The following is a 13,446-nucleotide window of genomic DNA, read 5'->3' on the forward strand; positions in this document are numbered from 1 at the left end:
GAGCCTGTTCAGACCTTTCGCGGGGCGCCGCTTGTCGGAGACCCGTTCATTCATTCAAGCGAGCCTGTTTCGTCATGCGTGTTATCCTGGAACGGTCAAACCTCCTGAAGTCGCTCAACCATGTTCACCGCGTGGTCGAGCGGCGCAACACCATTCCGATCCTGTCGAACGTGCTGCTCAGCGCCGAGGGGGCCAGCCTTGAAATGAAGGCAACCGACCTCGACCTGGAGGTGACCGAAGCAACGCCGGCAAAGGTCGAGCGTGGCGGGGCGACGACGGTTCCGGCGCATCTGCTCTACGACATCGTGCGCAAGCTCGCCGACGGCGCGGAGGTGCTGCTGAAGACCGACGAAGACGGCAACGCCATGACGGTGACGTCCGGGCGCTCGAGCTTCCGCCTCCAATGCCTGCCGCAGTCCGACTTTCCCGAACTTTCAGCCGGGTCGTTCTCGCATATTTTCCGGCTCGATTCCGTCGGGCTAAAGGGCCTGATCGAGAAGACCCAGTTCGCCATCTCGACCGAGGAGACGCGCTATTATCTGAACGGCATCTATCTGCACACGCACGAGACCGGCGGCAAGTTGAAGTTGCGCTCGGTCGCGACCGACGGCCATCGGCTGGCGCGCGCCGAGATCGATGCGCCGGCAGGCTCCGAGGGCATGCCTGGCGTCATCATCCCGCGCAAGACGGTCAGCGAGCTGCAAAAGCTGGTCGATGATCCCGACGTTGCAGTGACCACCGAGCTGTCGGACACTAAGATCCGTTTCACCATCGGCAGCGTCATCTTGACCTCCAAGCTGATCGACGGCACTTTCCCGGACTACCAGCGCGTCATTCCGACCGGCAACGACAAGAAGCTGATTATCGATCGTCAAAGTTTCGCCGCAGCCGTCGATCGGGTTTCGACCATTTCCTCCGAACGCGGCCGGGCGGTGAAGCTTTCGATCGCCGAAGGCCAGGTCACGCTTGCGGTCAACAACCCGGATTCGGGCAGCGCCACCGAGGAATTGGCGGCCGACTATTCGTCCGATCCGATCGAAATCGGCTTCAACGCCAAATACCTGCTCGACGTTGCCGCGCAACTGACCGGCACGGAGGCGAAGTTCATGCTGGCAGATGCCGGTTCCCCGACGCTGATCCACGACATGGCCGACGAGACCGCGCTCTACGTGCTGATGCCGATGCGGGTGTAGGGCCCGAACGGGGCCATCTTGCTGTCGTGACCGGATCTGCAAAACAGCAGCAAACCCATATTAGTAAGCTTACACTTACGAATTTCCGCAACTATGCGGCACTGGCAATCGACCTTGATCCCGGCGCTGTGGTTTTCTCCGGCGACAATGGCGCCGGCAAGACCAATCTGCTTGAAGCGATCTCGCTGCTCACGCCAGGCCGCGGCCTGCGCCGCGCACCCTATGCCGAGGTGGCGCGCGAAGGCGGCGACGGTGGCTTTGCGCTACATGCCCGGCTTGACGGGCCGGACGGCCAGGTCGAGATCGGTACCGGGATTGCAGGCAGCGATACCGCCGGCGAAGGCGGCAGGCGGGTGCGGATCAATGGCGCGGCGGCGCGCTCAGCCGAAGACATGCTGGAATGGCTGCGCGTCGTCTGGCTGACACCGGCCATGGACGGCCTGTTCCCTGGGCCGGCCGCCGACCGTCGGCGCTTCCTCGACCGGCTGGTGTTGGCGATCGATCCCGGCCACGGCCAGCGCGCGCTTGAGTACGAAAAGGCAATGCGCGGCCGCAACAGGCTGCTCGCTGAAGGTTCGCGCGACGGTGCCTGGTTCGATGCGATCGAGATGCAAATGGCCGAGACCGGCGTGGCAATTGCCGCGGCGCGTGCTGAACTGGTGCGCCTGCTCGCCGCCATGATCGACCGTCTGCCCGGCGACGGACCGTTTCCGCAAGCCGACATCGGCATCTCGGGGGAACTGGAAGGCGAAGTTGGCATTTCACCGGCCGTCGACGTCGAGGAACGGTTCAGGCGCATACTCGCCGAAGGGCGCGAGCGCGACCGCACCGCCGGACGCACGCTCGACGGCCCGCACCGTTCCGATCTCGTAGTGCGCCACCGGCCCAAGGCAATGCCCGCCGAACTCTGCTCGACCGGCGAGCAGAAGGCGCTGCTGGTCGGCATTGTCTTGTCGCATGCGCGGCTAACCGGCGAGATGTCGGGCATGACGCCGATCCTGCTCCTCGACGAGATCGCCGCCCATCTCGACGGCGGCCGGCGCGCGGCCTTGTTTTCGATCCTGGAGGAACTGAACTGCCAGGCTTTCATGACCGGGACCGATGCCGCGTTGTTTGACAGCCTCAAGGGACGCGCGCAGTTCCTGACCGTCGATCACGGCAAGGTCAGGCCGACCATTTGAACTTCGTCAATGGCGCATTTCTGGGCCGCATGCATTGACGCCTGACAAGTTTTTTCCTCCGTTATATGGTCCGGCGATGATCACAGCCGCCCTCACCGACGAAGAGCTCGAACGCTACGCCCGCCACATCGTGCTGCCCGAAATCGGCGGCGCCGGCCAGCAGCGGCTAAAGCGGTCGCGGGTGCTGGTCATCGGCGCCGGCGGATTGGGAGCGCCGGTGCTCGAATATCTCGCCGCCGCAGGGATTGGCACACTCGGTATCGTCGACGACGACGTCGTTTCGCTTTCCAACCTGCAACGACAAGTGATCCACGCCACGGGCGATGTCGGCATGGCGAAAACCGACAGCGCCAAGGCAGCGATCGTCCGCATCAATCCAAACGTCGTCGTGGAAGAGCACAATTTCAGGTTGACCGCGGACAACGCCCCTGCCCTCATCGCCCGTTATGACATCGTCGTTGACGGCTCCGACAATTTCGAGACACGCTACGCGGTGGCCGACGCCTGCGCCGCGGAAAGCCGGCCGCTCGTGCATGCCGCCGTTGGCCGCTTCGACGGCTCGGTGACGGTGCTGAAGCCGTTCGAAAGCGGCCCGGACGGCACGTTGAACCCAAGCTACCGCGATCTTTTTCCCGAACCGCCGCCGCCGGGACTGGTGCCGTCCTGCACGGTGGCTGGCATTGTCGGCGCGCTGACCGGGGTCATCGGGACGCTGCAAGCCATGGAGGCAATCAAGCTGGTCACCGGGATTGGCGAGCCGCTGGTCGGGCGACTGCTGCTCTACGATGCGCTGGCGGCACGCTTCGACACGATCCGCTACAAGCGAACTAACCTGTGAGCCTGCCTGCCGACGTTTCCATTGTGCAGCTTGGGGCCGATTTCGAGCGTTGGGACGAGGTCTTGGCACTGGTCATGCGCGCCTTCGCCTTCATGGACGGCGTTATTGATCCACCGTCCTCGGCGCATCGGCTCACCGTCGAAAATCTTAGGGCTAAAGCGCTGGAGGAGACAGGATTCCTGGCGCTGAAGGAAAGCGAGATCGTCGGTTGCGTCTTCGTCCTGGAGCGGGCAGACGACTTCTATGTCGGAAAGCTCGCGGTCGTGCCGGCTCTTCAGGGACAAGGCATCGGAAAACGGCTGATGCAGGCTGTCGAAGATCTTGCCCGTAGCCAGAACAGGACCGCCATCGAGCTCCAGACCCGGGTCGAACTGACCGGAAACCACGCTGCCTTCGCCCGCCTCGGCTTTCGCGAAACCGAACGGACAGCGCACAAAGGTTACGACCGGCCGACCTCAATCACCATGCGCAAGGTGCTTTTGTAAGCAAACGCTATCCAAAAGCGAGCAGGCAGCTGCCGCGACCAGAATTCGCTGGCACGATGGCCGGTCACGCCCGCAGCGGCAGCACACGGTCGGGCGGACGATGGCCGTCGAAGAAGGCGCGGATGTTGATGATCACCTTCTCACCCATGTCGATGCGGCCCTCGAGCGTCGCCGAACCCATATGCGGCAACAGCACGACCTTGCCTTTGTGGGCGAGCTTCAGCAGTTTGCTGTTCAGCGCCGGCTCGTGCTCGTAGACGTCGAGGCCGGCGCCGGCGATCTTGCCGTCATGGATGAGCTTGACCAGCGATTCCTCGTCGATGATATCGCCGCGCGCGGTGTTGACTATGTAAGCGGACGGTTGCAGAAGCGCCAGCCGCCGTGCCGAAAGCAGATGGAAAGTTGCCGGTGTCGAGGGGCAATTGACCGAGATAATGTCCATGCGGGCAAGCATCTGGTCGAGGCTTTCCCAATACGTGGCTTCCAACTCGTCCTCGATTGCCGGCAGCACGCGGTGGCGGTTGTGGTAGTGGATCGAGAGGCCAAAGGCCTTGGCGCGCCTGGCGACGGCGGTGCCAATGCGACCCATGCCGACAATGCCGAGCCGTTTGCCCCAGATGCGACGGCCGAGCATCCAGGTCGGCGACCAGCCCGCCCATTTCTTGTCCCCGGTCAGCACGTTGGCGCCTTCGGCCAGCCGTCGCGGCACGGCCAGCATCAGCGCCATGGTCATGTCGGCCGTATCTTCGGTCAGCACGTTCGGCGTGTTGGTGACGGTGATGCCTTTCTTGGCCGCTGCCGCAACATCGATCTTGTCGACGCCATTGCCGAAATTGGCGATCAGCTTGAGGTTATCGCCGGCCTGGGCAATCAGCGCCGCGTCGATATTATCGGTCACGGTCGGCACCAGCACGTCGGCCTCCTTGACCGCCGCCACCAATTCCGGCTGCGTCATCGGCCTGTCCTCGACATTCAACCGAGCGTCGAACAACTCGCGCATGCGGGTTTCGACCGGGTCGGGCAACTTGCGCGTGATAACGACGAGGGGCTTCTTTTTGCCTGCCATTGTTTCCTCGAACCCGATCTCGTTGAGACCTCTTTAACCAAGAACGGCGAAACTGAGAGCCGATCGCGGTACCGATCATCCATGTAACAAGCGGTTCCGCCGAAGACAAAGAAAAAGGGCGCGAGGCCGATGGGCCGGCGCCGAAAGGAACGAAAGTGTCTGGTTTCGCGTCGCTTCGCCTGACCCTCAGTGCAGCATTGCTCGGCGCTCTCATCTATAGCCCACTGGTGATGGCGCAAAGTGCGGCGGCACCCGCCCAGAGCGTCACGCTCGGACCAAGCGGCTTGCCGCTGCCGCGCTTCGTCAGCCTGAAATCCGGCCGCGTCAACTCGCGCGTCGGTCCGGGCGTCAACTATTCCGTCGACTGGATGTATATGAAGCCAGGCCTGCCGATGGAGATCATCCAGGAGTTCGATACGTGGCGCCGCGTGCGCGATGCCGACGGCTCGGAAGGCTGGATCAATCAGTCGCTGCTTTCGGGCCGCCGCACGGCGATCGTCGCCCCCTGGCAGCGCGGCAAGGACGCCCGCGTCAACCTCCTCGACGACCCTGCAAAAGATGCAGGCGTCATCGCGATCCTCGAACCGGGGGTGATGGGCACAATCAAGTCCTGCGATGGCCAGTGGTGCGAAATGACCTTCGACGGCCATACCGGCTGGCTCGCCCAGTCGCTCGTCTGGGGTGCCTATCCCGGCGAAAAGGTCAAGAACTGACGTTTCCGAACCGGAGATCAGGCCAGCGCTGCAAGCACCGGATCCGACATTTTGTTTCGCTGATCTTCGGTTCGGGAGGATCTAGCGGCCGATGCGGCCGAGATGGGTATCTCGGAAACTGCTCGACAGCTTCAAGCCATAGCCCAGAGCACGATCGATGGCGATGTGGACGATCCAGATCAGCGCAATAGCTGTCGCCATTGCATTGTCAAAAACGCTGCCGACAAGCGCCAGCAGAACGGGCAAGATCAGTATGTGCAAGGCGTTGTAGGCAACGGCCCCGACGCGCGGCCCCGCCACATAACCCAGCATCGACAGGTCGGGCGCCAGAATGAGCACAGCAAACAGCCACCAGGAAACACCGGCCATTGCATAGAAGACAAGAGCTGCCACCGCGACGGCGACCCATTCGAGCCGGAGCGTCAAATCCAGGATTTTCATAAGGCGCCGGTCAGTCGCAGCGTTTCGGACGCAGTCTCACCACGATATCGACATTGGCGATCTCCATGCCTTCCGGCGGTTCCGGCAGGTTGGAGACCGTCACCGGGCCGCTGTCGATATCGAAGATCCTGTTTTCGCCTTCGATATAGAAATGATGGTGATCGGAGGTGTTGGTGTCGAAATAGGTCTTCGATCCCTCGACGGCGAGGATACGCAGAAGACCGGCTTGGGTGAACTGGTGCAGAGCATTGTAGACGGTGGCCAGAGACACCGGCACGCCGGCGGCAAGCGCCTCCTCGTGCAGTTCCTCGGCCGAAAGATGGCGGTCGCCCTTGGCGAAAAGCAGATCGGCCAGCGCGATGCGCTGGCGTGTCGGCCTCAGACCGGCTTCGCGAACCCGCTTGTCCACAGTGACATTATCCTTCCGGCAACCCAGATCCATCTATCGGTCGCGCTCACCGTTTCGCCTCAGACACGTCCAAAATGGCAGAAATAGAGCATCTGCCGAAACTGGACATGTCCTGACATATATTCTGTCGGCCGAATGCGATCAATAGCGCGCATTGACCCGGGCAGACGGGCAGGTTAAGCGCAAACGCCGGTTTCCGGCCTCAAACAGATTGTGTTAGGAAACCATCAGCAAGGGCGCCTATCGCCCGGGACGATCACGGGGACGAGATTGATGGCGGGTTCGAAATCCAGTTATGGCTACGACGAATTGCTTGCCTGCGCCCGCGGCGAGCTGTTCGGACCGGGAAATGCGCAGCTGCCCTATCCACCGATGCTGATGTTCGACCGCATCACCGAGATCAGCGAGACCGGCGGTGCGTTCGACAAAGGTTTCATCCGCGCGGAATTCGATATCAAGCCGGATTTGTGGTTCTTCGCCTGCCATTTCATCGGCAATCCGATCATGCCGGGATGCCTGGGCCTGGACGCCATGTGGCAGTTGACGGGATTCTATCTTGGATGGCTCGGCGAACCCGGCAAGGGAATGGCGCTGTCGACCGGTGAAGTGAGATTCAAAGGAATGGTCACGCCTTCGGTCAAGAAGGTGGAGTATGGCGTCGACTTCAAGCGGGTGATGCGCGGTCGGCTTGTGCTTGGCATCGCCGATGGCTGGCTGAAGGCAGATGGCGAGCCCATATATGCGGCAACGGATCTGAAAGTCGGTCTGTCCAAACAATCGGCCGCCGTCTGAGCGAAGACCCTACAGTGCCACGTCTTGGACGTCTAAAGGACGCTGTGGCACTTTAATTTTGCGCATGGTTCCGTTCCGGAAATTGATTCAGGTTTCGGGGTCCGCGCTGGAAGGAGTTGCGAATGAGACGGGTCGTAGTCACAGGTCTCGGCATCGTGTCGTCGATCGGCAACAATGCCAACGAGGTGCAGACCTCGCTGCATGATGCCAGATCCGGCATCAGCTTTTCCGACTCTTTCGCCGAGCATGGCTTCCGCTGCCGGGTGTGGGGCGCGCCGACGCTGGATCCGTCGGGCATGATCGACCGTCGCGCTATGCGCTTCCTGTCGCAGGGTGCTGCCTGGAACCATGTCGCAATGGACCAGGCGATCGCAGACGCCGGCCTCGACGAGACCGACATCACCAACGAGCGCACCGGTATCGTGATGGGCTCCGGCGGACCGTCGACCCGTGCAATCGTCGAAGCGGCCGAGACCACGATCAAAAACGGCAGCCCCAAGCGGATCGGGCCGTTCGCGGTGCCAAAAGCGATGTCGTCGACCGCTTCGGCGACGCTTGCCACCTGGTTCAAGATCCACGGCGTCAACTATTCGATCTCATCGGCCTGCTCGACGTCTGCGCATTGCATCGGCAATGCGTACGAGCTGATCCAATGGGGCAAGCAGGACATGGTGTTCGCCGGCGGCCATGAGGATCTCGACTGGACGATGTCGGACCTGTTCGACGCCATGGGCGCCATGTCGTCCAAGTTCAACGACAGGGCATCGGTCGCCTCCCGCGCCTACGACGTCGATCGCGACGGTTTCGTCATTGCCGGCGGCGCTGGCGTGCTGATTCTTGAAGAGCTCGAGCAGGCCAAGGCGCGCGGCGCCAAGATCTATGCCGAGATCGTCGGCTATGGCGCGACCTCGGACGGCTACGACATGGTGGCGCCTTCGGGCGAAGGTGCGGTGCGCTGCATGCGGCAGGCGCTGGCGACCGCCTCTTCGCCTGTCGACTACATCAACACGCACGGCACTTCGACGCCGGTCGGCGACTCCAAGGAAATGGGCGCCATCCGCGAGGTGTTCGGCGACAACATGCCTTTCATCACGTCGACGAAATCGCTGACCGGCCATTCGCTAGGTGCGGCCGGCGTGCAGGAGTCGATCTACTCGATCCTGATGATGCAAGGTGGCTTCATCGGTGAAAGCGCCCATATCGAGAACCTCGATCCGGAGTTCGAGGGCATGCCGATCGTGCGCAAGCGCATCGACGACGCCAGGATCGACACTGTTTTGTCCAATTCGTTCGGTTTCGGTGGCACCAACGCAACGCTGATCTTCCAGCGCTATTCCGCATAAGGATTTGCCGACCATGGACGGATTGATGAAGGGCAAGCGCGGGCTTGTCATGGGTGTCGCCAATGATCATTCGATTGCCTGGGGTATCGCCCGCAAACTGTCCGAACATGGCGCTGAACTCGCTTTCACCTATCAGGGTGAGGCCTTCGGACGCCGGGTCAAGCCGCTCGCCGAGAAACTGGGCGCATCCTTGGTGGTGCCTTGCGACGTCGAGGACAGCGCGTCGGTCGCCGCCACCTTCGAGACCTTGGGCAAAGCCTGGGGCGGGCTGGACTTCATCGTCCACGCCATCGGCTTTTCTGACAAGAACGAGCTGAAAGGCCTCTACGCCGACACCAGCCGCGACAATTTCGTCCGCACCATGGTGATCTCCTGCTATTCCTTCACCGAGGTTGCCCGCCACGCCGCCACGTTGATGAAGGACAGCGGCTCGATGATCACGCTGACCTATGCGGGTTCGGTTCGCGTCATGCCGAACTACAACGTCATGGGTGTTGCCAAGGCCGGGCTGGAGGCCAGCGTCCGTTACCTCGCCAACGACTATGGCCCGCGCGGCATCAGAGTGAACGGCATATCGGCGGGACCGGTGCGGACGCTTGCCGGCGCCGGGATTTCCGACGCACGCCACATGTTCTCCTACCAGCAGCGCAACTCGCCGCTACGCCGTACGGTGACAATCGACGAAGTCGGCGGTTCCGCGCTCTATCTGCTGTCCGACCTGTCCTCCGGCGTCACCGGCGAAATCCACTATGTCGATTCCGGCTATCATATTGTCTCCATGCCGACGCTTGACGAGTTGAAGCAGACCGACGGCGGACGGGAATAGCATGAACGACGTGTCGCCGACTGCCCCGCAGAATTTCAGCGCCGCGCCGTGAAAACCTTGAACATACCGTCGCGAGCGAGCTCCGCATGGCTGGAGAAGGCGGCCGCCAGCACCGGTTCGTAGGGAAGCTGCCGGTTCGCCACCATGAACAACCGGCCGCCCGGCTTCAGCGCCTTGCCTGCCGCGCGGATCATGCCGGCACCGATTTCCGGCTCAGTCGCCCGACTGCGGTGAAAGGGCGGGTTCATGACGACGACGTCATAGCGGCGCTCGACCGGCTCGCTCAAAAGATCGATCCAGAAGAAACCTGGCTCCACGCCTGTATTGCCGAGATTGGCCTTCGCCGCCTCCAGCGCCTCGAAATCCGCTTCGTATAGGTCAAGCGCCGATATGCCAGGTGAGCGGGCGGCGACCTCGGCGGCGACATAGCCCCAGCCTGCACAAAAATCCGCAACGCTGCCACGCATATCGGTGGGCAGATTTTCGATCAGCAGTTTCGATCCGGCATCGATCTTGTCGAAGGAAAACATGCCTGGGGCCGTGCGGAAGCGGTCCTCGACCACCAAATCCGGATTGGCAGCGCGAAGCGTTGCCGCGACGACATCGGCCGGCCGGCGAAACCAGAAGGCAATGCCGTGATGCTTCGGCAGGTGGCCTTCGAGCGGCACGAGCTCGCCGATATGCTTGCGCAGGCTGGCGATGCCATCGTCCTTGCCGCCAGCGACAACGATCAACCCGCCTGGTGTCACGCGCTCGACCGCTTCGGCGACGCGCAACTCGTTTTGGCCGCGATGGCGGCCAGCGAGCACAAATGCTGCGTCGAAAGCCTCGCCTTCCACTCCCGGCGTGACCGTGAAGCCCGATGCCTGCAAGGCGCGAAAATGCGGCCTGAAGCCTTGGACGAGATGAAGCTCGGCATCAAAGCCTTCGGGCAAGCGGAAGCCGGGCTCGGCGCCGAGAAAAAGAATGCGTTCGCCCTTCCGCGGCAAGGAAAGAGCCCCGGCGTCGAAAGGATGGAAAAGCGTTTTCAGCGGCTCGGCGGACATTCACCACTCTTGAACTGCAGGGCTGTTGTTGAAATGAAAACGGGCGCGACCTTCCGGCGCGCCCGCTTCGATTGCATGGCTAGAGCATGATCCCAAAAGTGGAATCCGGTTTTCGGAAAAGATCATGCTCAAAACAAAAAGATAGAGCCCATCCCGATCTATCGGGGTGGAACAGGCTCTATGCAGCTTAGGCGGCGTTTTCTTCGCCTTCGCTCTTCTTGTCGCGAGCGATTTCCTTGCCGGTGGCCTGGTCGACGACCTTCATCGACAGGCGGACCTTGCCGCGCTCGTCGAAGCCCATCAGCTTGACCCAGACCTTGTCGCCTTCCTTGACCACATCGGAGGTCTTGGCGACGCGATCATTGGCGAGCTGCGAGATGTGGACGAGGCCGTCACGCGGACCGAAGAAGTTGACGAAAGCGCCGAAGTCGGCGGTCTTGACGACCGTGCCTTCGTAGATTTCACCGACTTCCGGCTCAGCGACGATGGTGTGGATCCACTTCTTCGCCGCCTCGATCTCCTTGGCGTTGGCCGAAGCGATCTTGACCGTGCCGTCATCCTCGATGTTGATCTTGGCGCCGGTCTTTTCGACGATCTCGCGGATGACCTTGCCGCCCGAGCCGATCACATCCCGGATCTTGTCGGTCGGGATGTGCATGACCTCGATGCGCGGCGCGAACTCGCCGAGTTCGGCACGCGCGCCGGACAGCGCATGGGCCATTTCGCCGAGAATGTGCTGACGGCCCTCCTTGGCTTGGTCGAGCGCGATCTTCATGATCTCTTCGGTGATACCCTCAATCTTGATGTCCATCTGCAGCGAGGTGATGCCGTAGGCGGTGCCGGCAACCTTGAAGTCCATGTCGCCGAGGTGGTCCTCGTCGCCGAGGATGTCGGAGAGCACGGCGAAGCGCTCGCCTTCCTTGATCAGGCCCATCGCGATGCCGGCGACCGGCTTGGCCAGCGGCACACCCGCATCCATCAGCGCCAGCGAGGTGCCGCAGACGGTAGCCATCGATGACGAGCCGTTGGACTCGGTGATCTCCGAAACGACGCGCAACGTATAGGGGAACTGGTCGGCGGTCGGCAGCATCGGCCGGATGGCGCGCCAGGCAAGCTTGCCATGGCCGATTTCGCGGCGGCCGGGCGAACCCATGCGGCCGGTTTCACCGACCGAGTAGGGAGGGAAGTTGTAGTGCAGGAGGAACTTCTCCTTGTACATGCCGGTCAGCGAATCGACATACTGCTCGTCCTCGCCGGTGCCGAGCGTAGCGACGACCAGCGCCTGGGTCTCGCCGCGGGTGAACAGCGCCGAGCCGTGTGTGCGCGGCAGGACGCCGACTTCCGAGACGATCTTGCGGACCGTCTTCAGGTCGCGGCCGTCGATGCGCGAGCCGGTGTCGAGGATGTTCCAGCGCACGACCTTGGCCTGGAGCTCCTTGAACACGGTGCCAATCTGTTCGGACGTGTATTTGGCCTCCTCGCCTTCTGCCGGCGCGAACGCCGCCTTGACCTTCGCCTTGACGGCGTCGACGGCGGCATAGCGCTTCTGCTTGTCGGTGATCTTGTAGGCATCGCGAAGCTCGCCTTCGACGATCTTCAGCATCTCGGCTTCAAGCGCGGAATAGTCCGGCGCGGTGAAGTCGCGCGGGTCCTTGGCGGCGACTTCGGCCAGCTTGATGATCGCGTCGATCACCGGCTGGAAGCCCCTGTGGCCGAACATGACAGCGCCAAGCATAAGGTCCTCGCCGAGCTCCTTGGCTTCGGACTCGACCATCAGCACGGCGTCGGCGGTGCCGGCGACGATCAGGTCGAGCTTCGATTCCTGCATCTCGTCGACGTGCGGGTTGAGCACGTATTCGCCGTTGATATAACCGACGCGGGCGCCGCCGACCGGGCCCATGAACGGCACGCCGGACAAGGTCAGGGCGGCGGAGGTGGCGACGATCGACAGGATATCCGGGTCATTTTCGAGATCGTGCTGGACGACGGTGACGACGATCTGGGTGTCGTTCTTGTAACCTTCGGCGAAGAGGGGGCGGATCGGGCGGTCGATCAGGCGGGAAACCAGCGTTTCCTTCTCGCTCGGACGGCCTTCACGCTTGAAATAGCCACCTGGGATCTTGCCAGCGGCGTAGGTCTTTTCCTGGTAGTTGACCGTCAGTGGGAAGAAATCGAGGCCGGGCTTCGGCTCCTTCATCGAGACGACGGTGGCGAGAACCTTGGTTTCGCCGTAGGTGGCCAGCACCGCGCCGTCAGCCTGGCGCGCGATTTTGCCGGTTTCGAGGATGAGCGGACGGCCGCCCCATTCGATTTCCACTTTGTGGTAATTGAACATGTCTTGTCCTTCATATGCGGAAAGGGCCGCGCCGTTTCAGCGTGCGCGGATGCCCCTTTCCCTTGGCTTCCTTTCTCGGGCAGCCACGGGCAAGACAACGGGAGGCTCGGCTATTCGGCGCGCTGCCGCACGAGCGTCCTGCAATCCTGCCCCATGACCGTCCATGGGCGGTTTCGAGCGGCCCTCTGCTGTTTCGAAACCGGGTTGGCCAATCGATCCGACTGGCCTTGCGCGTGAACCCGAAAACCAGGTTTCCGGAAGATATCATGCGCAAATCTAGACTTCAGAGCGTCCTTTGCGCGTCCAAACCGATGCGCGGCGCTCTACTTCCTCCATTGGAGCCTTGGATGACCCGATGCTCCAATGCGCGACCGGCGGGCTCTCGAAAGAACCCGCCGGTCAATTCGTCAACGGCGCAGACCGAGCTTCTCGATCAGCGTCTGATAGCGCGCGTCGTCCTTGCGCTTGAGATAATCAAGCAGGCTGCGGCGCTGGGAGACGAGAGCGAGCAGACCACGGCGGGAATGGTTATCCTTCTTGTGGTCCTTGAAATGGTCGGTCAGGTTCTTGATGCGCTCGGAAAGGATGGCCACCTGGACTTCCGGAGACCCGGTGTCGCCCTTGGCGGTTGCGAATTCACCCATCAATTCCTTCTTGCGTTCGGCAGTAATCGACATCGTGTTTTTCCTTGTCTGTTTGAGGAAACGGGACGCCCTCAGCCGGGATGTCGTCCAGCAGGGGCCGGTGCAAGCAACGCGTCAAAGCGCGAAGCTGCGGC

At 62.1% G+C, this 13,446-nt stretch carries 14 protein-coding genes; 8 read left to right on the forward strand and 6 right to left on the reverse strand.

Annotated features, from left to right (window positions below; translation table 11 throughout):
* Positions 1 to 74 precede the first annotated feature (74 nt).
* The 4 genes from dnaN to NKI85_RS04120 all read left to right on the forward strand — a co-directional run bounded on the left by dnaN (position 75) and on the right by NKI85_RS04120 (position 3,697).
* Positions 75 to 1,193, forward strand: a complete 1,119-nt coding sequence (dnaN, locus tag NKI85_RS04105) for a DNA polymerase III subunit beta (protein ID WP_352526725.1) — start codon at positions 75 to 77, stop codon at positions 1,191 to 1,193.
* A gap of 26 nt (positions 1,194 to 1,219) precedes the next feature.
* The gene (recF, locus tag NKI85_RS04110) at positions 1,220 to 2,374 is read left to right on the forward strand and encodes a DNA replication/repair protein RecF (protein WP_352526723.1); all 1,155 of its coding nucleotides are present in this window, start codon (positions 1,220 to 1,222) and stop codon (positions 2,372 to 2,374) included.
* A gap of 76 nt (positions 2,375 to 2,450) precedes the next feature.
* Positions 2,451 to 3,212, forward strand: coding sequence for a molybdopterin-synthase adenylyltransferase MoeB (locus NKI85_RS04115; protein WP_352776127.1), 762 nt, complete (start codon positions 2,451 to 2,453; stop codon positions 3,210 to 3,212).
* On the forward strand, positions 3,209 to 3,697 hold the full coding sequence (locus NKI85_RS04120; RefSeq protein ID WP_352526719.1) for a GNAT family N-acetyltransferase: 489 nt from the start codon (positions 3,209 to 3,211) through the stop codon (positions 3,695 to 3,697). Before NKI85_RS04115 ends, NKI85_RS04120 begins: the two co-directional genes overlap by 4 nt.
* A 64-nt stretch (positions 3,698 to 3,761) precedes the next feature.
* Here NKI85_RS04120 and NKI85_RS04125 read toward each other — a convergent pair whose 3' ends face one another.
* Positions 3,762 to 4,763, reverse strand: coding sequence for a 2-hydroxyacid dehydrogenase (locus NKI85_RS04125; protein WP_352470076.1), 1,002 nt, complete (start codon positions 4,761 to 4,763; stop codon positions 3,762 to 3,764).
* 155 nt (positions 4,764 to 4,918) lie between these two features.
* Between NKI85_RS04125 and NKI85_RS04130 the strand changes: the two genes are divergently transcribed.
* Complete coding sequence (locus tag NKI85_RS04130; protein ID WP_352776130.1) at positions 4,919 to 5,476, forward strand: SH3 domain-containing protein; 558 nt, start codon at positions 4,919 to 4,921, stop codon at positions 5,474 to 5,476.
* An 81-nt stretch (positions 5,477 to 5,557) separates the two neighbouring features.
* Here NKI85_RS04130 and NKI85_RS04135 read toward each other — a convergent pair whose 3' ends face one another.
* Complete coding sequence (locus NKI85_RS04135) at positions 5,558 to 5,917, reverse strand: DUF4260 domain-containing protein (protein ID WP_352776132.1); 360 nt, start codon at positions 5,915 to 5,917, stop codon at positions 5,558 to 5,560.
* 10 nt (positions 5,918 to 5,927) lie between these two features.
* The gene (irrA, locus tag NKI85_RS04140) at positions 5,928 to 6,359 is read right to left on the reverse strand and encodes an iron response transcriptional regulator IrrA (protein WP_352526715.1); all 432 of its coding nucleotides are present in this window, start codon (positions 6,357 to 6,359) and stop codon (positions 5,928 to 5,930) included.
* Between the two features lie 240 nt (positions 6,360 to 6,599).
* Here irrA and fabA point away from each other — a divergent pair, with 240 nt between their 5' ends.
* The 3 genes from fabA to fabI all read left to right on the forward strand — a co-directional run bounded on the left by fabA (position 6,600) and on the right by fabI (position 9,287).
* Complete coding sequence (fabA, locus tag NKI85_RS04145; RefSeq protein ID WP_352526713.1) at positions 6,600 to 7,118, forward strand: 3-hydroxyacyl-[acyl-carrier-protein] dehydratase FabA; 519 nt, start codon at positions 6,600 to 6,602, stop codon at positions 7,116 to 7,118.
* 122 nt (positions 7,119 to 7,240) lie between these two features.
* Positions 7,241 to 8,461 carry a beta-ketoacyl-ACP synthase I gene (fabB, locus tag NKI85_RS04150; RefSeq protein ID WP_352776135.1) on the forward strand — a complete coding sequence of 407 codons (1,221 nt, stop codon included), beginning with the start codon at positions 7,241 to 7,243 and terminating at the stop codon, positions 8,459 to 8,461.
* Positions 8,462 to 8,474: 13 nt separating this feature from the next.
* A complete protein-coding gene (gene fabI / locus NKI85_RS04155; protein ID WP_352526710.1) occupies positions 8,475 to 9,287 on the forward strand; it encodes an enoyl-ACP reductase FabI in 813 nt (270 codons plus the stop codon).
* Between the two features lie 35 nt (positions 9,288 to 9,322).
* Here the strand turns inward: fabI and NKI85_RS04160 are convergent, their stop codons facing one another.
* The 3 genes from NKI85_RS04160 to rpsO form a co-directional block, all read right to left on the reverse strand.
* The gene (locus NKI85_RS04160; protein ID WP_352776137.1) at positions 9,323 to 10,333 is read right to left on the reverse strand and encodes a class I SAM-dependent methyltransferase; all 1,011 of its coding nucleotides are present in this window, start codon (positions 10,331 to 10,333) and stop codon (positions 9,323 to 9,325) included.
* 187 nt (positions 10,334 to 10,520) lie between these two features.
* Positions 10,521 to 12,668 (reverse strand): polyribonucleotide nucleotidyltransferase, encoded by a 2,148-nt coding sequence (gene pnp / locus NKI85_RS04165; protein ID WP_352526707.1) that lies wholly within the window; start codon positions 12,666 to 12,668, stop codon positions 10,521 to 10,523.
* A 407-nt stretch (positions 12,669 to 13,075) separates the two neighbouring features.
* The gene (gene rpsO / locus NKI85_RS04170; protein ID WP_280940423.1) at positions 13,076 to 13,387 is read right to left on the reverse strand and encodes a 30S ribosomal protein S15; all 312 of its coding nucleotides are present in this window, start codon (positions 13,385 to 13,387) and stop codon (positions 13,076 to 13,078) included.
* Positions 13,388 to 13,446 lie beyond the last annotated feature (59 nt).

The sequence above is a fragment of the Mesorhizobium sp. M0571 genome, assembly GCF_040320985.1.
GTDB lineage: Bacteria > Pseudomonadota > Alphaproteobacteria > Rhizobiales > Rhizobiaceae > Mesorhizobium.